This window comes from Bacillus sp. F19 (genome assembly GCA_023823795.1).
In the GTDB taxonomy this organism is placed as follows: Bacteria; Bacillota; Bacilli; order Bacillales; family Bacillaceae; genus Bacillus_P.
Map to the genome: position 1 here is coordinate 1297287 of CP085710.1, position 16524 is coordinate 1313810.

Genomic DNA, 16524 nt, shown 5'->3' on the forward strand with positions numbered 1-16524 from the left:
TCATTCCAACGAATAGAACTAACAAAGGAGGAAGAAAAATGATCGTGCACATTGCTATACCCGCTGCATTAAATTTAGAAGTCGATCTAACTTTTCCGATGCCGGAAACTTATGATTACTGGCCTGGCTTTAGCGGCTTACTTTTTGATCGAATCTGAATCCATTGAAATTCACTGCTGGAGCCCGCTTGGATTGCATCCGTTACCCCGATTGAAACGGAAATACACCAGTTCCAATAAGGGAAAACAGTCTAGTGAGACTGTTTTTCCTTATTTATTGTGGAAAATAGCATTATGCGAGAAACTCCAAAGACTTTGAAATCTTATTCCAAGACTTTCAATACTAATTCCAATACTTTTAATAATAATTCCGAGACTTTCCAAATTAATTCCGAGACTTTCCGAATTAATTCCGTATAAATGTGAACTCGGAATGAAAGCGTCTATCCTCATCCTAATAATTGATCTTTTTTCTAGAAAATGACTTTTAAATATCCACTCAATCGAGTACACTAGTCAAAACTTTGTTGATTACCTGAAGCAGGTCCGCATCCTTAACAGCTCGCCGAAGGAGTTTAGAGAGCAAGCCCACGAAACTAGGGGAAAATAGAAACAAAAAAGTAAATGCCTCAATTTGGGGAAGTAAATCGGTTAAACCATACAGAAAATCTATGAAAATAGAAAGTATTTTTAAAATAATCAAAAAAACTTGTTGGATTGCAGTTTCTCAGATAAAATCAGCTAAAACAGTCAGGAGGATATCCATGATTACCTACCCTAACTTAAAAAATGAAGCAACAATTGGAGTAACGGCTCCCTCATCAGGGGTTCCATCAGAATTACACGATATTCTTACCCAAGCATGCACCCGCATGGAATCTAGAGGGTACAAAGTGATCTGCGGAAAAACACCGTGGACGCAGGAAAAAGCAAAATCAGCTCATTTTAAAACTCGGGCAGAAGAATTTAACCTCATGATGCAGGACGAAGAAATCGATCTGATCATCCCTCCCTGGGGAGGCGAGCTTTTGATGGAAATGCTTGAACTTGTAGACTATGACTCAATCAAGCAGAAATGGGTGCTGGGCTATTCAGATATCAGTCTCCTTCTGCTTGCCATCACGCTAAAGACCGGAATGGCCACTGCTCATGGAACCAATCTTGTGGACTTAAGAGGCGAGAAATCCGATCCTGCAACAGCAATGTGGGAGAACGTTCTTAAGACAAAAAGCGGGGAATCAATTCTTCAATCCTCTTCAGGCCATTACCAGAATGAGTGGCAGCACAACAATCCGACTCCGCACATTTTTCATTTAACTCAACCTACAGAATGGAAGACCGTGTCCAATTGGCCAGAAAAAGCAGAAGGCCGATTGCTCGGAGGATGCATTGATGTAATCAGACATTTAGCCGGAACGCCTTTTGGCGATGTTAAAACCTTCAGGAAACAGCACATTCCAAATGAACCCATTCTCTGGTACTTAGAAAACTGCGAGCTGACAACAACCGATTTACGCAGATCCCTTGTGCAGCTAAAGTTAGCAGGATGGTTTGAAAACTGTTCGGGTATTTTGTTTGGAAGGAGTGCAGCAAATCATCCTGTCGATGATTATACAGTGTTGGATGTATACAATGATCTTGCTGAGGAACTGGATATTCCTGTAATATATGACATCGATTGCGGCCATCAGCCTCCTCAAATCACATTGATTAACGGGGCTTATGCGGAAGTTATGGCGGAGAATGGGAAAGGGGAGGTCATTCAGAGTTTTAGAGAATAAATAGCCAAACAAAAAAGAGCATCATCCCGCATGATGCTCTTTCCTGTATTAATAAATTTCTTTAATTCCCGCAAGCCTGATAGAGAAGATATTCTTGTTTTCGTCCTCTAAAAACAGTGTCTGATCACTAAGGTCCAGGTTGTGAACGCGGCCTTTTAATGTCTGAAGCGCACCGTCGATGTAATAGTTAACCGTTACTAATTTATTTCGCCTCAAAGCTTTTAAGATCATGGTGAATTCTCCTTCCGCAAGTTTTGTTATATTTAAGGTTAATTAGTCTATAAAAATAACTTTCTGTTATTATATTCCTATTATACTACAAGTTTTTGAAAGCGATTACATAAAGTTTGAACACTTTGTGAAAAAAAACACATTTGCTGCTTTCTGAGAAACGATTGAAACAACCAGTACATAATGATACCTTTAGATATAAGAAAAATCGGATATCCAATTGGATGGACAAGATAGGATGAAATTGCATGGTCCATTCGAAAAGGCTTTTATTTAATATAGTCATAGGAAGTGGGGATATAAAATGGGAAAAGGCTTAGAAGGAAAGCGGATTGTTATCGCAGGCTCCCGCAAAACAGATGAAATGAGCACATTAATTGAAAAACAGGGAGGTATTCCTTTAGTCCGTTCTCTGCAGGGGACTGTTTTTCTGGCTGAGGAGCAGGTTGAACCGGCACTGCGGAAATTTATTCATGACGGTGCGGATTGGGTCATCTTTACAACGGGTATAGGAACGGAAACGCTTTTAAATCTTGCCCGGAAACTAGGGGAAGAGGAAGGTTATTTAAATAGAATTCATCAGGCGCAAATCGCATCCAGAGGGTATAAAACATTTGCTGCTTTGAAAAAGCTAGGTTTAGTGCCTGCGGCAAAAGATGATGACGGGACGACGAGAGGGCTTGTGCACGCTCTAGAAAATGAGGATTTGAAAGGTAAGAAGATCATGGTTCAGCTTCATGGGGAAACGGCTCCTGCTTTGATCCAATTTCTTGAAGAAAAGGGCGCCTCTGTTCTGCAGGTTTTGCCATATCAGCATATTGCTCCAGATGAAGCGGCAGTCAGCCTCCTTTGTGAGGAAATGCTGAGCCGTAAAGTAGAGGCTGTTTGTTTTACAACCGCGGTACAGGTACGCGAGTTTTTCGCTTATGTGAAAAAAAAGAAGTATCTGCCGCAAATCCTTCACGCATTTGAGACTCATGTTTTGCCGGCCGCTGTTGGAAAAATTACGGCAGAGGCATTGATGGAAGAAGGCGTCCGAAATCCGCTTGCACCCGAGCTTGAGAGAATGGGTGCCATGATCATTGAGCTTGCAAAGTTTTATGATGAAGCAAAAAAAAATAAAGGATGATGCATCATGCCTAAATGGCTGAATAACACGTTGTATGCCCTGGTCTTAATTGTCAGCATCGGATGTGTTTCACACGGTTTTGAGTGGAAGAAATAAGATGGGAAGTTCTTGACATAAAGTCGTTTACTCCGCATAATATATAAAAATCAATGAACGTTGAAGAGGGACTAGTATGCGGGTCTTTATGTGACAGAGAGCGGGGTTTATCAGCTGGAAGACCCCGCCGCAGCAAAGCCGCAGAACCTGCCCTCAGAGTCCTATGTCAAAAACATAGGCGCCATAAACCTGGCGTTATCAGGCAAAGCGGGATGCTGTGTGCATCCAACTAAGGTGGTACCACGGAAAAAGCCAAGCCCTTTTCGTCCTTTCTATAAGGATGAGAAGGGCTTTTTTTGTATGAGGAGCTAGATATAAAATCATTTGTCCGGGCGGCCCTTCATACGGTTCGTCTAAATGTTTCCCAATTTCCGCTAATAAATCTTAATAATACGCTAGAAAAAATGTAGTTTTCGCTAATAAATGTCTGGTTTTCGCTAAATGGAAAACGCAGGCCGTCCGTATTCAATCAAAATAGGAGGTTTCATCTCATGAAAAAACGAATTGTCGTCAAAATCGGCAGCAGCTCCTTAACGAACCGCAAAGGAGAAATCGATCAGGAGAAGTTTACGGATCACATTGCTGCAATCGCCGCCCTTAGAAAAGAAGGCCACGAGGTTTTGCTCGTCTCATCAGGAGCAGTGGCTGCGGGCTTCAGAAAGCTGGGCTATCCAGCGAGACCTGTCACCCTAAAAGGAAAGCAGGCAGCAGCAGCGGTTGGACAAAGTCTCCTGATTCAATCGTATATGGAGCAGCTTGGCAGTTTTGGCATCATTCCTGCTCAAATATTGCTCACCCGCAATGATTTTTCGAAAAAGGACCGCTATAAAAATGCTTATGCCACAATCCGCGAGCTCCTTGACCGGGGCATCCTGCCAATCATCAATGAAAACGACACGGTTTCAGTAGAAGAGTTAACCTTTGGCGACAATGACATGCTTTCGGCTCTCGTCAGCGGACTCGTACAAGCAGATCAGCTGATTATTTTGACCGACATCAACGGATTGTATGATTCTAATCCGCGTGAAAATCCATCTGCCAAAAAGTATGATCAGCTTCTCGAAATCACAGATCAAATGATGCAGGGAGCTGGATGTGCAGGTTCACTTGTTGGAACAGGCGGCATGAAGTCCAAGCTCATCGCAGCAAAAACGGCTTTATCTTTAGGCGTGAAAATTTTTATCGGCGCCGGAATGGGTTCAGAGAAATTCATCGAAATCCTTGACGGAAAAGGCGACGGAACGTACATAGGCGGAGATAGCCGTTTCTTCGTCAACAGCAGCAAGCAATGGATCGCCCTGCATTCACTCGTCAGGGGGAAAATCTATGTAGACCAAGGGGCTGAACTTGCATTGACTGCAAACGGAAGAAGTCTTTTGCCGGCAGGCATTTATGACATTACCGGTACGTTTGAAGCAGGAGACGTCGTAGAAGTTTTCGGGACAAACGGTCTGCTCGGGAAAGGAGAAGTACTCTATTCATCAGAAAGTCTGAAACAAGTAATGGGAAAACGAAGCCACGAATTAACGGATGAAATTATCTCTATTGAAGTGATTCACCGCGACCGCTGGGTCAAAGCCTGAAACGGAGGGGAAAACATGAGCGAAGTACTAAGTAAGGGCAAGGCAGCCAAAGCTGTCAGCTATCATTTAATTGAAAAAACGACTGAAGAAAAAAACACCGCATTAGAAAAAATTGCCCAGCAATTAGAAAGGGAACAAGACTATCTTATCACCGAAAATCAAAAGGATCTTGATTTTGGAAGAACTAATGGCTTATCTGACTCAATCCTTGACCGCATGCTGCTGAACAAAAAGCGCATTGAAGACATGGCACATGCCATCCGTCTCCTGATCAAACTGAAAGACCCAATTGGAGAAACACTTGAAACCATCGAAAAAGAAAACGGCCTTCTTATCCAGAAGAAGCGTGTTCCTCTTGGAGTGATCGGCATGATTTATGAAGCAAGGCCAAACGTCACCATCGACGCCGCAACACTTTCTTTGAAAACAGGAAATGCCGTCATCTTACGAGGCAGCTCATCCTCCATCCATTCAAACAAAGCGCTTGTATCCGTCATCCACCGCGCTCTTGAACAAACGGCAATTCCGAAGGAAGCCGTGCAGCTCATTGAAGACACGAGCAGGGAAACAGCGAAAGAGTTATTCACCCTAAATGAATTCCTGGATGTTTTGATCCCGAGGGGCGGAAAAAAACTGATTGATACAGTAGTTAGAGAATCCACTGTTCCAGTCCTTGAAACAGGCGCAGGCAACTGTCATATATATATTGATGAATCAGCAGATCCAACAATGTCTGAACGGATCGTATTAAACGGAAAAACACAGCGTCCATCCGTGTGCAATGCCATTGAAACGATTTTGATTCATGAAAAATGGGTGAACAAACATGGAGAAAAACTGTTGAAAGAACTTCACCAGCGATCAGTTGAAATCTATGGCGATGAACAGGTCCAATCTATTTTTCCAAAAGCAAAACCAGCCACTGAAGAAGACTGGGGCACAGAATATTTAGCACTTACCGTTAGTGTAAAGACAGTAAAAGGTGCAGATGAAGCCATTCAGCATATCAATCAGTACGGAACGAAACACTCTGAAGCTATCATTACAAAAAATGATGGAATCGCAGAACAGTTTCAGACACGGGTAGATGCCGCCGCTGTTTATCATAATGCATCAACCCGATTTACGGATGGTTTTGAATTTGGGTATGGAGCTGAAATCGGCATCAGCACGCAAAAACTGCATGCCAGGGGGCCGATGGGACTGCCTGCGCTTACCTCCAGCAAGTATTATATTTTTGGAGATGGACAGATGAGAGAGTAAGAAATTAAAAGAAAATAAAGGGAGAAGGCAAATAAATGCCCTCTCCCTTTTTTGGTATCTTCAAGTATCAAAAGATAATTTTTTGCCTTGTGTAATGTGAATCTTGAAGTCCATTTAGAAAAAGAGTGTTGGTGATGGACCAAAAAAGTTAGTTGCATTTGCAGCAACAAAAGCTTCAAAATCATCAGCGTTAAGTGATGATAAGTCGACAATAGCTTCAATCTCAGTAACTGCGACAGTTGCAGGGAATAGACCGGGTGCACTTGGTGCTAATCTGACTAAGCAATCTTCATCAATAAATGCAAGCTGACCGGCAAATCTTCCACCAGAGGTGACAATAAGAACATTTTCGCCATCTAAACTTTCAAGTTCATCTTCCCAAAATTTACAAGGATTACTTGACAATAGTAACTCTCCTTTGCTTTAAAATAAAGGGTAAGAAAATGATTTTTTGCATACTTTTAGATCGTATGCATCCATTTCTTTTAAATAATATATACATTTCTTTCCTTTTAGGAACGGCAGATGACTAAATCCTTCATTTAAATCATCAGCCGTACTGATTTTGAGCATAACTGTATGTTAGAAAGTAGAGTTTACAGCGTCTGAAGTTGCAACGAATGAGTTATACTCAGCAAGAGACAATGCTGATAAATCAGTAATGTTTTCGATTTTTGGAACTGCAATAGTTGCTGGAAGGAGTCCCGATGCATTAGGAGCTAAACGAACAATACATTTGTCGCTTGTTAATGTAAGGGATCCGACAAAGTTTCCTCCAGAAGTAGTAATAAGAACATTTTTGCTCTGAAGTCTTTGGATCTCATCTTTCCAAACTTTACAAGAGCTGCTGCTTTTATGTGACAATAATAACTCTCCTTTTCAAGTAAATTAAAGAAAGAGGAGGCCGGTTTGATGTCTTTCTATCAGACTGGCTTCTTCCTTTTGCTATATAGTAGTTGAGTAACGGCATATTGCCCGCTCAGCAAAAAACGATGAAAACGCTGATAGACTCGGGTTTATACGTTATTTATTATTCAGAATATTTATACAAACATAGATGAAAGAAAGGAGAATGATCATTTTTTTATAAAGACCTTAATTTGACAATTCAAAGCTGTTGTCATTACAAAGGCAAGGAACATACATATAAGAAAATGGTTAAATTCATATGTACTAAAAAACAAAGGCGGTCTTTCATATATGAAAGGGGTTATTTTAGCAGGGGGCACTGGCTCGCGTCTGGGCCCGCTGACGAAAGTTATGAATAAACATCTGCTTCCAGTCGGAAGGTATCCGATGATCTACTGGCCCATCCTAAAGTTAAAGGAAGCAGGGATTCACGAAATACTGATCGTAACGAATAAACAGCATCTCGTTTTATTTGAAAAATTACTTGGGCAGGGAGAAGATTTAAACGTTTCGCTTATTTATCAGATTCAGGAAAAGCAAGGCGGAGGAGCAGCAGATGCACTTATGACAGCATCTCATTTCACTAAAGGTGAAAAGTTTGTGGCGCTGCTTGGTGATAATATATTTGAAGATTCATTAATTCCTTTCGTTAATGCATTTCAGCATCAGGGGCCTGGCGCAAGAGTGCTGCTGAAGGAAGTACAAGATCCATCTCCTTACGGAGTTGCGCAGATTGACCACAAATTAAATCAAATCGTTACGATTGAAGAAAAGCCTCAGAACCCGCTCTCTTCATATTGTGTGACCGGAATATATATGTACGATCATAAGGTGTTTCAATTTATACAAAGCCTTCGTCCTTCATGGAGGAATGAATTAGAAATAACCGATGTTAATAATTTATATATCAAACAAAATCAGCTTCATTTTGATTTCCTCAAAGGATGGTGGATTGATGCAGGAACGCACGAATCCCTTTTCCAAGCAAATCAACTTGTATATAAAGCAGGCGAAGGAAGCTGACATATGAGCAAACACCTTCTAATCACTGGGGGAGCCGGGTTTATTGGTGCTAATTTCATATCCTATATTTTAAAAAATACACGATATTCAATTACTAATGCAGACGCCCTGACATATGCAGGTAATTTTGATCATTGCAGGCCTTTTCAAACGTCAGAACGCTATAGATTTATCAAATCTGATATTGGAAAAAACGATCAGACAGATAGGCTATTTGATCAGAAGTACGATGCGATCATCAATTTCGCTGCTGAAACGCATGTTGATCGAAGCATCATTGATGCATCTCCTTTTATTCATACAAACATAAATGGCACCTTTCATTTACTTCAAGCTGTGTTAGCTGGAAAGGCAGATAAAATGCTCCAGATTTCAACAGATGAAGTTTATGGTTCACTTGGACCTGATGAAGAGCCCTTTACAGAAAGTACACCCCTCACACCTAATAATCCGTATTCAGCAAGCAAAGCAAGCGCAGACCTCCTTATCCGTTCTTACTATCAAACGCACCAGCTGCCCCTATTGATAACAAGATGCAGCAATAACTACGGCCCTATGCAGCATCCAGAAAAATTCATTCCGAAAGTGATTACGAATGCTCTCAGAAAAAAAGAAATACCTTTATATGGGGATGGATTAAATATACGTGACTGGATTTTTGTTGAAGACCATTGCGCAGCGATTCACAGGGTCCTCGAAGCAGGAAAACCTGGCGAGATTTATAATATTGGAGGCAATGAAGAGAGAACCAATAAAGATGTGATTCAAATGATTTTAAAACAAACAGGCAGAAATGAAAAACTTATCAAATATGTAGTAGATCGCTCTGGTCATGACCGCAGGTATGCGATGAATTCTGCGAAAATGGAAAGAGAACTTGGATGGAAACCGGTCATTTCTTTTCATGACGGCATTGAAAGAACCATAAGATGGTATAAGCAAATGCTGCATGAAAGCAGGTGATGTCATGAATATCATGATTACAGGGGCATCTGGTCAGCTGGGAAAAGAGCTCTGCAGGCAACTGAGTCAAACAAACACTGTTACGGGTCTCAGCAGGAATCAAATGGACATGACAAAAAAAGATGAAGTTTTCAATCATATTCAGCAGCTGAAGCCTGAACTGATTATTCATTCAGCAGCATTCACGGCAGTCGATCAGTGTGAGGCTGATCGAAAGAAAGCATTTAATATCAATTGGCGCGGCACATCTTACGTTACTGAAGCTGCTGGAGAGGTGAATGCGAAACTCATTTATATTAGTTCAGATTATGTATTTGACGGCAAAAAAAAAGCTCCTTATACAGAAAAAGACCATCCTTATCCGCTTTCAATTTATGGTTTAAGCAAGCTGTACGGGGAACAGTGTGTTCTAACGTATAAAAAAGGCACAATCATCCGAACATCCTGGCTGTTTGGGCATGAAGGAAAAAATTTTGTCAAAACCATTCTTCACCTAGCAAAGCAAAAGAAGAATTGGAAGGTAGTAAATGATCAGATAGGCTCTCCTACCTACGTGAAGGATTTAACTGAAATCCTGATCAAGCTTATTGATAAAAAAACGGGTATCTATCATGTTGCCAATTCCGGATCTTGCTCCTGGTATGAGTTTGCAAAAACCATTCTTAAAGAAGGAGGAAGTCCTGAAATGGTTACTCCAGTTTCATCCGAATATTACGGAGCAAAGGCAAAGAGACCGGCTTATTCTGTTTTAGCTCATGATGCACTGACCAGAGAGAAACTCGGTCCGATGCGTTCATGGGAAGAAGCATTAAAAGAATACTTTCAAAGGGAGAAAGAGCATGATTGAAGGGGTAAAGGTAAAAAAGCTTATTAAGCACTGTGATGATCGCGGATTTTTTGCAGAATTGATTAGAGATGATGAACCTGAACTGCTTTCCCGTTTCGGTCAGACATCCTGGTCTATGAGCTACCCTGGAGTTATTAAAGCGTTTCATTATCATGAAAAGCAGGATGACCTTTGGTTTTTTCCTTCGGGCAATGCACAAGTTGTTCTTTATGATCTTCGCGAGAGATCTCCTTCTAATGGGCAAACTGATGTCTATTACATGGGCGAAGAAAATCCAATTCTGCTCCTGATTCCAAAAGGTGTAGCGCATGGGTACAGGGTTCTTGGAGAGAAGCCTGCTGTTATTATTTATTTTACAACTGAGTCCTATAATGCACTGAACCCTGATGAAAAAAGGATTCCATGGAATGATCCGGCAATCGGATTTAACTGGAAAACGGAACATAGATAAAGAAAGCCTTTTAAAACGGAACGTAATGACGTTCCAACTTAAAAGGCTTTTCTTTTTCGACTATATCTGCAATCTGGCTTAGGTCCTTCATGTTCCATTTATTAAAAAATTTCTTTTCACTGCTTTTAACCGTTTTAATCTGCATAACACGATTCGTTTTAAAACTGCTGTTCCCGTAATGATGGATAAAAACATCATTTGCCACCCATAGCTTTTTTCCATAGATTTGCGCCCTCAGTGAAAAATCTGTATCTTCGTAATACCCCGGTGAAAACCGTTCATCAAGTCCCCCAATTGCATCTGCCAGACTTTTTTTGAAAACCATGCATAGACCGCTTATATGATCAGCCTGATTTCCTTGCTGATCATATTTTCCTGATAAAGAATGGGCAAAGTCATGCATTTGATCAAGTGTTTTATAGGAGGCGGAACGAACGGCCTGATGAGGAAGAACTAAATTTGATCTTGGACCGGCGATGCCTGCTTGAGGCTGGTTATCCAGACACCATAGCAGTCTTTTAAGCCATTCATTTGTGACAACTGTATCATTGTTTAAGAGCACAATGTTTTCGCCTTTTGCTATTTTAAGCCCTTGATTGCAGCCGGCAGGAAAGCCTTTATTTTCTTTGTTTGCAATGACAGCAGTATTAGAAAGTGTTTTCAAATAAGGAATCGTTCCATCTGTTGAAGTGTTGTCAACAATGATAAGCTCTATTGGTTCTGGTGTATGTTCAAAGATGCTTGAGATACACTTCCTGGTAAAGGAAAGTCCATTATGAGTAAGAATAATAATCGAAGTTAGAGAGGATTGATTCAAATTTGATTTCACCCAATTTCAACTCTCTTTTTCCCTTAAATTTTTTATGACCTTTGCAGGTACTCCGTATACTAGACTGTAATCAGGTATATCTTTGACTACAACCGAACCTGCACCGATAATGCAGCCTTTGCCAATTATCACCTGAGGGATAATGATGACTCCGGTTCCTATGTCTGTATGACTTCCGATTGTCACTTGACCAGCTAAATGTGAGCCAGGCCCGATATTCACAAAATCATCAATCCTGCAGTCATGATCTACACTTGCTGAAGTGTTGATAATACATCCTTTTCCTATCCGAGCATCAGCATTGATGACGGCTCCGGCATTGATGAAACTGCCTTGACCTAAAGAGGAAGATGGGCTTAAAAATGATTGGGTATGAATAATGGCCGGTACATCGAGCTTGCTATTGAAAAGCTCATTCAGTTTTCTTTCCCTGATCACAATATCACCGATAGCAGCATGCCATTTATCAATATCGGAGTGATAGGACTTAAACATTTCTTCATCATCTGCTGTGACTGTGTATGATTTAAAAAAATGCCCATCCGGCAAGCTTTTTGTAAAAAAGATGACACTGGAAAGAGGACCTCTGCCGGCAAGTGCTTCAAGCACTACCTTACTGTGGCCCCCCGTTCCGATTATTCCCCACCTCATGATTTTAGGTCCTTGAAGATTTTCGCAATTTCTGTTTGGCTGATCATCTTTACTTTATCTGAACGATAGTCCGAGAGATGGGTTTTCATGAAGGATCCATTTTTAGGCTGTGAAGGCGAAATCACATACATCTGGTCATTTTCATACACATTTTGAAGTTCAAGATCAGATGCCAGTTCTTCATACAGCTTTTCGCCTTTCCGCATTCCAATAATGGAGATATTCGGCACGTTAAGCTGTTTTTCTTTTGTATACTGTTTTAAACCTGTAACTAAATCAGACAGCATCAATGCTTTCATCTTTAGAATATATGTTTCTCCGCCCTCTGCATATTCACAGGCTTTGATCGTGAGCTGGACAGCTTCTTGAATGGACATGAAAAACCGCGTCATGCTGAGGTTTGTGATAGTCAAAGGCTGGTCATTCAAAAGCTGATCAAATAGGAGAGGGATGACGGAACCGCGTGAGCCAAGGACATTTCCAAACCGGACAGAGCTGAACGTTGTCACGCGATTATTCAGTTTCATATTGGCCTGATTAAACAATTTTTCAGACAAAAGCTTTGTAGCCCCCATTGTATTAGATGGATTAACAGCTTTGTCTGTACTGATATTAATGACTTTCTTTACATTATTTTTAATGGCTGCCTCAATAATATTCATGCAGCCTAAAAGGTTGGTTTTAATTGCTTCATCAGGATTTTCCTCACACGTAGGCACCTGCTTTAACGCAGCTGTATGAAAAATGAAATCAACTCCCGTGCATACATATTCCACTCTGCGGTAATCACGGATATCGCCGATTAAATAATAAATGTTTGTGTACTCCTTAAGCGTTTGCTTCATCAAATATTGTTTACTGTCATCCTTACTTAAAATAATGATTCTAGCAGGAGAATAGTTTACTAGTTCTTTTACAATCTGGCTTCCGATCGAACCAGTGCCGCCTGTTACAAGGATAACCTTATCTTTATAGAAGGTATGCGGGTTCGAATTGACAGGTGTAGAATTCCTCTGGTTAATATTGAAAACCTCCTTATAAAGGGATATAAATCAATTCGTTAGTAGTATCATATGATTTCTCATTGAAATTGGAGTTAGGAAATGCATACATTTTTCTAAAAGAATCACTTTGTTTGTTCCTATTAAAAAAAGGACTAGTCTATTTTCTCTCTTTTCTTCTGATACCTGAAAAAAGGAATATACTGTTAGGAGAATTTGTGCAGTTTTACTGAGGATGTGTCCTTTATTTTCAGTCGCAGCATAATCTATTTTTTATAGGATAGGCTCTTGGTGCAAGCGAAAATAAGATTGCTTAATAGAATAAGAAAGATGAAATGATACGCTTTTTTGGTTCCTGATGTATGGTAAACCGAATACTTAACAACAAATCAAGCTATTTTGAAGCAATCCTCCTTAACCATCGCTTTACGCATCCAGGAAGCTCTTACTACAAATGTACAAGGAGAATGTAAATGATGATTCCCTTATCAAAACCAGATATTACTTCTTTAGAAAAGAAGTATGTGATGGAAGTATTGGACTCAGGGAGATTAAGTTTGGGAGATAAAGTAAAGGAATTTGAAGGGAAGTTTCAAGCTCTGCTGAACATCCCATATGCTGTTGCAATGAACAGCGGCACAAGTGCTCTGCACGCTGCCGTCAAAGCACTTGGACTTACTGCGGGAGATGAGGTCATAACATCCCCTTACAGTTTTATCGCATCAAGCAATTGTTTGCTTTATGAAGGAGTAAAGCCTGTTTTTGTAGATGTTCATCCTGATACAACTGTTATGAATGAAGATCTAATTGAGGATGCGATAACTGAAAAAACAAAAGCGATATTAGTTGTTCATATTTTCGGGCATCCATGCAATATGGATAAAATAACAGATCTTGCACGCAAACATGATTTGAAAATAATAGAGGATGCTTGTGAAGCACTTGGGGCTTCCTGGAAGGGCAAGCTTGCGGGAACTTTTGGAGATGTGAGTATTTTTGCCTTTTATCCAAATAAACAAATTACAACTGGTGAAGGCGGAATGCTTGTTACAAACAATAAAAAAATCTATGAGGTTTGCGCAAGTTTGCGCAATCAGGGAAGAAGCATCAGCAACGAGTGGCTTGTTCACGAAAGGCTTGGATACAATTACAGGCTCTCAGACGTCCATGCAGCAATAGGTATTGCCCAGATGGAAAGACTGGATGACATTTTAGCCAAGAGACAAAAAGCTGCAAATTATTATCACCATTTAATCAATCAGTTAAAGGTGCCTGTTTCTTTCCTGAAAAATCATCCGGAAGCAGTGATCAGCTGGTTTGTCTATCCAGTGCTCGTTCCAGAGACAGCGGATCGTGATGCTGTGATGGAGAAGCTTCTTGAAAAAGGAATACAAACGAAGCCGTATTTTCCGTCTATTCATTTGCAGTCATTTTATCAAGACCTCTTTCAAACAAAAGATGGAGACTATCCTTCGGCTGAAATGCTTGCAAAACGGTCATTGGCTTTGCCGTTTTTTAATGATTTGAAAGAAGAGGAACAAACATATATTATCAATACCCTTCATGAAATCCTAATGAGGGATCAGGGATGAACCTTAACTTTCAAAAGAGAGCATTTATTATCGCTGAGGTTGGCGTCAATCACAACGGTTCGATTAAGACAGCAAAGAAATTGATCGATAAAGCCTTGCATGCAGGTGCAGATGCTGTGAAATTTCAAATGTTTCATGCAGATGAATTAACGACTAAAACGGCAGATTTAGCTGATTATCAAAAAAAGACACAGGAAAAGAGCCAGCATGAAATGCTCAAAAAATTAGAGCTTTCCCCTGCGGATTTTATCGAACTGAAAAAATACTGTGACGAAAAGCAGATTTTCTTTTTGGCTACTCCGTTTGATTTAAGAAGTGTGGATTTTTTAAGTGATTTGGGGATGAGTGTTTTCAAAGTCGGAAGCGGCGATTTGACCAACTTTCCTTTATTAAAAAAAATTTCTAAAACTTCTAAACCTATTATTCTCTCTACCGGAATGGCTATGCTTGAGGAAATTGATCAAACGATCCGTTACTTAAGATCAATGAATAAGGAGCAGGAGATTTGTATTCTGCATTGTACCTCAAGCTACCCTGCACCGGAGCAGGAACTGAACTTAAAGGTTATAAATGAGTATTTAAAGCGGTATCCATATGTCATTGGCTATTCGGATCACTCCATCGGAACGCATATCCCGGTAGCTGCAGTGGCTTTAGGAGCAAAAATAATTGAAAAACATATTACTCTTGATCAGTCTATGCCCGGACCTGACCATGCAGCTTCTATGCCGGCTGAGGAGTTCAGGGAGATGGTCAGGCTGATCCGCTTAACAGAGCTTGCTCTTGGAACAGAGCAGAAGCAAATGACCGGACTCGAAAAACAGGTTAAGCCGCTGGTGAGAAGAGGTCTATATTTAAACAGTGACATAGATGAAGGCAAGATTTTAACAGACAATGATCTAATTGCGCTCCGTCCATTAGAAGGGATTGAAGCAAACGAATATGAGAATGTTCTTGGCAAGGTGCTGAAAACTTCTAAAAAGAAACATGAACCACTTTATTGGGGGGATGTCAATGAAGAATAAAGACATCGTCTGTCTGACTGGAACCCGTGCAGATTACGGGATTTACCGTTCTCTCTTGCTTAAGCTTGATCAAAGCGATGATTTCACCCTTTCCCTTATCGCAACAGGGATGCATCTAGTGAAAGAATACGGAAGAACCATTGATATCATTAAAAAAGATAAGCTGAATATAACCGCAGCCCCGTCCATCCTTCTAAAAGGAGACAGTAAGCTTGCCATGTCTCAATCTTTGGGCCTTGGCATCCTTTATTTCTCGGACATATTGGAGGAAAGAAACCCGGATTACTTGCTGGTTCTTGGTGACCGCGGTGAAATGCTCGCAGCTGCAATTGCCGCTCATTACTTGAATATCCCGATCGTTCATTTTCATGGAGGCGAGATCAGCGGATCAGCGGACGATTCCATTCGGCACGCCATTTCAAAGCTAGCCCACCTGCATTTTGTTTCATCAGAAAAATCCTATCAGAACCTAGTGAACTTTGGAGAAGAAAAATGGCGGATCCATGTGATCGGAAGCTTAAGAAAAACTGAAATCAACGAGATTAAAGCGATGGAAAAATCTCAACTATATGATCTCAAAGCAAAATATTCGATTGATTCAGCAAAAAAACTTCTCTTAATTGTTTTTCATCCAGATTCACGTGATTCTGCCCCTGTTGAAAAACAAATTGAAACGCTGCTTGCTTCGCTTTGTTCTTTCAAGCGCGGGCAAATGGTTATCATTGGCGCAAACAGTGATGCCGGCGGAGACTTGTTTAATCAAAAACTGATCGAGTTTTGCAGCCAAAATAGGGAGACTGCATCCTTCTTTTATTCCGTCCCTCAAGAAGACTACCTATTTCTTCTAAGTCAAGCAGACGTCTTAATCGGCAACACAAGCAGCGGATTAATTGAAGCTCCCTTCTTTCATCTCCCTTTTGTTCTGCTTGGCAATCGGCAAAGGGGAAGAGAAAATGGAAGCAATGTCATTGAGATACCGTATGATGAAACCCAAATAATCGCTGCGATCAATAAGGTGCTGCAATCAGAGAGGGTGTTCACTTCGAATCCTTATGATGTGCTTCCCAGTCCAGAAAATGACGTGATTTGCATCTTAAGAAAATCAATTGATAGATGGAAGCTAATCAATAAAGTTTTTCATCAATTATAAT

The 16524-nt window shown here is 40.6% G+C and carries 17 protein-coding genes and 1 other annotated feature; of the genes, 11 read left to right on the forward strand and 6 right to left on the reverse strand.

Going from position 1 to position 16524, the window contains the following annotated elements; all coding sequences use genetic code 11:
- Positions 1 to 763: 763 nt before the first annotated feature.
- Positions 764 to 1780 carry an LD-carboxypeptidase gene (locus tag LIT25_06605; GenBank protein USK35002.1) on the forward strand — a complete coding sequence of 339 codons (1017 nt, stop codon included), beginning with the start codon at positions 764 to 766 and terminating at the stop codon, positions 1778 to 1780.
- Positions 1781 to 1828: 48 nt separating this feature from the next.
- Here the strand turns inward: LIT25_06605 and LIT25_06610 are convergent, their stop codons facing one another.
- A complete protein-coding gene (locus LIT25_06610; protein USK35003.1) occupies positions 1829 to 2011 on the reverse strand; it encodes a YolD-like family protein in 183 nt (60 codons plus the stop codon).
- A 304-nt stretch (positions 2012 to 2315) separates the two neighbouring features.
- Between LIT25_06610 and LIT25_06615 the strand changes: the two genes are divergently transcribed.
- From LIT25_06615 to LIT25_06625, 3 genes are all read left to right on the forward strand, one after another.
- Positions 2316 to 3140, forward strand: coding sequence for a uroporphyrinogen-III synthase (locus LIT25_06615; GenBank protein ID USK35004.1), 825 nt, complete (start codon positions 2316 to 2318; stop codon positions 3138 to 3140).
- A 147-nt stretch (positions 3141 to 3287) separates the two neighbouring features.
- Positions 3288 to 3510, forward strand: a binding site (T-box leader).
- 217 nt (positions 3511 to 3727) lie between these two features.
- Positions 3728 to 4819 (forward strand): glutamate 5-kinase, encoded by a 1092-nt coding sequence (proB, locus tag LIT25_06620; GenBank protein ID USK35005.1) that lies wholly within the window; start codon positions 3728 to 3730, stop codon positions 4817 to 4819.
- A gap of 15 nt (positions 4820 to 4834) precedes the next feature.
- Entirely contained in the window at positions 4835 to 6082 is a 1248-nt protein-coding gene (locus tag LIT25_06625) for a glutamate-5-semialdehyde dehydrogenase (GenBank protein USK35006.1), read from the forward strand.
- Positions 6083 to 6196: 114 nt separating this feature from the next.
- On the opposite strand, the gene LIT25_06630 is transcribed toward LIT25_06625, so the two are convergent.
- Positions 6197 to 6487 carry a hypothetical protein gene (locus LIT25_06630; GenBank protein USK35007.1) on the reverse strand — a complete coding sequence of 97 codons (291 nt, stop codon included), beginning with the start codon at positions 6485 to 6487 and terminating at the stop codon, positions 6197 to 6199.
- Positions 6488 to 6664: 177 nt separating this feature from the next.
- Positions 6665 to 6946 carry a hypothetical protein gene (locus tag LIT25_06635; protein ID USK35008.1) on the reverse strand — a complete coding sequence of 94 codons (282 nt, stop codon included), beginning with the start codon at positions 6944 to 6946 and terminating at the stop codon, positions 6665 to 6667.
- A 336-nt stretch (positions 6947 to 7282) separates the two neighbouring features.
- Here LIT25_06635 and LIT25_06640 point away from each other — a divergent pair, with 336 nt between their 5' ends.
- Genes LIT25_06640 through LIT25_06655 form a run of 4 tightly spaced genes read left to right on the forward strand, consistent with a single transcriptional unit; the run spans position 7283 to position 10275 of the window.
- Entirely contained in the window at positions 7283 to 8014 is a 732-nt protein-coding gene (locus LIT25_06640; GenBank protein ID USK35009.1) for an NTP transferase domain-containing protein, read from the forward strand.
- A 3-nt stretch (positions 8015 to 8017) separates the two neighbouring features.
- A complete protein-coding gene (gene rfbB / locus LIT25_06645) occupies positions 8018 to 8977 on the forward strand; it encodes a dTDP-glucose 4,6-dehydratase (GenBank protein USK35010.1) in 960 nt (319 codons plus the stop codon).
- Between the two features lie 4 nt (positions 8978 to 8981).
- Positions 8982 to 9824: a dTDP-4-dehydrorhamnose reductase gene (rfbD, locus tag LIT25_06650; GenBank protein USK35011.1), complete on the forward strand. Its 843-nt coding sequence runs from the start codon at positions 8982 to 8984 to the stop codon at positions 9822 to 9824.
- Positions 9817 to 10275, forward strand: a complete 459-nt coding sequence (locus tag LIT25_06655; protein ID USK35012.1) for a dTDP-4-dehydrorhamnose 3,5-epimerase family protein — start codon at positions 9817 to 9819, stop codon at positions 10273 to 10275. The genes rfbD and LIT25_06655 overlap by 8 nt, the downstream gene beginning before the upstream one ends.
- Before the next feature lie 10 nt (positions 10276 to 10285).
- Here LIT25_06655 and LIT25_06660 read toward each other — a convergent pair whose 3' ends face one another.
- The 3 genes from LIT25_06660 to LIT25_06670 are packed head-to-tail and all read right to left on the reverse strand — an operon-like array spanning position 10286 to position 12777.
- Positions 10286 to 11104 (reverse strand): glycosyltransferase family 2 protein, encoded by an 819-nt coding sequence (locus tag LIT25_06660; GenBank protein USK35013.1) that lies wholly within the window; start codon positions 11102 to 11104, stop codon positions 10286 to 10288.
- A 6-nt stretch (positions 11105 to 11110) separates the two neighbouring features.
- Positions 11111 to 11755, reverse strand: coding sequence for an acetyltransferase (locus LIT25_06665; GenBank protein ID USK35014.1), 645 nt, complete (start codon positions 11753 to 11755; stop codon positions 11111 to 11113).
- Complete coding sequence (locus LIT25_06670) at positions 11752 to 12777, reverse strand: SDR family NAD(P)-dependent oxidoreductase (GenBank protein USK36181.1); 1026 nt, start codon at positions 12775 to 12777, stop codon at positions 11752 to 11754. Before LIT25_06670 ends, LIT25_06665 begins: the two co-directional genes overlap by 4 nt.
- 452 nt (positions 12778 to 13229) lie before the next feature.
- On the opposite strand from LIT25_06670, the gene LIT25_06675 reads away from it, so the two are divergent.
- From LIT25_06675 to neuC, 3 genes are read left to right on the forward strand one after another with little or no spacing between them, the layout of a single operon-like run.
- Positions 13230 to 14348: a DegT/DnrJ/EryC1/StrS family aminotransferase gene (locus LIT25_06675; protein USK35015.1), complete on the forward strand. Its 1119-nt coding sequence runs from the start codon at positions 13230 to 13232 to the stop codon at positions 14346 to 14348.
- Positions 14345 to 15373, forward strand: coding sequence for an N-acetylneuraminate synthase (gene neuB / locus LIT25_06680; protein USK35016.1), 1029 nt, complete (start codon positions 14345 to 14347; stop codon positions 15371 to 15373). Before LIT25_06675 ends, neuB begins: the two co-directional genes overlap by 4 nt.
- A complete protein-coding gene (gene neuC, locus LIT25_06685; GenBank protein USK35017.1) occupies positions 15363 to 16523 on the forward strand; it encodes a UDP-N-acetylglucosamine 2-epimerase in 1161 nt (386 codons plus the stop codon). The genes neuB and neuC overlap by 11 nt, the downstream gene beginning before the upstream one ends.
- Position 16524: the final 1 nt, after the last annotated feature.

Bases quoted from the DNA above. Each gene is read 5' to 3' on its own strand.
- LIT25_06640 (USK35009.1), top strand. From the start codon at position 7,283: ATGAAAGGGGTTATTTTAGCAGGGGGCACTGGCTCGCGTCTGGGCCCG.
- LIT25_06655 (USK35012.1), top strand. From the start codon at position 9,817: ATGATTGAAGGGGTAAAGGTAAAAAAGCTTATTAAGCACTGTGATGAT.
- neuC (USK35017.1), top strand. From the start codon at position 15,363: ATGAAGAATAAAGACATCGTCTGTCTGACTGGAACCCGTGCAGATTAC.
- rfbD (USK35011.1), top strand. From the start codon at position 8,982: ATGAATATCATGATTACAGGGGCATCTGGTCAGCTGGGAAAAGAGCTC.
- LIT25_06625 (USK35006.1), top strand. From the start codon at position 4,835: ATGAGCGAAGTACTAAGTAAGGGCAAGGCAGCCAAAGCTGTCAGCTAT.
- neuB (USK35016.1), top strand. From the start codon at position 14,345: ATGAACCTTAACTTTCAAAAGAGAGCATTTATTATCGCTGAGGTTGGC.
- proB (USK35005.1), top strand. From the start codon at position 3,728: ATGAAAAAACGAATTGTCGTCAAAATCGGCAGCAGCTCCTTAACGAAC.
- LIT25_06615 (USK35004.1), top strand. From the start codon at position 2,316: ATGGGAAAAGGCTTAGAAGGAAAGCGGATTGTTATCGCAGGCTCCCGC.
- LIT25_06675 (USK35015.1), top strand. From the start codon at position 13,230: ATGATGATTCCCTTATCAAAACCAGATATTACTTCTTTAGAAAAGAAG.
- LIT25_06605 (USK35002.1), top strand. From the start codon at position 764: ATGATTACCTACCCTAACTTAAAAAATGAAGCAACAATTGGAGTAACG.
- rfbB (USK35010.1), top strand. From the start codon at position 8,018: ATGAGCAAACACCTTCTAATCACTGGGGGAGCCGGGTTTATTGGTGCT.
- LIT25_06665 (USK35014.1), bottom strand. From the start codon at position 11,755: ATGAGGTGGGGAATAATCGGAACGGGGGGCCACAGTAAGGTAGTGCTT.
- LIT25_06610 (USK35003.1), bottom strand. From the start codon at position 2,011: ATGATCTTAAAAGCTTTGAGGCGAAATAAATTAGTAACGGTTAACTAT.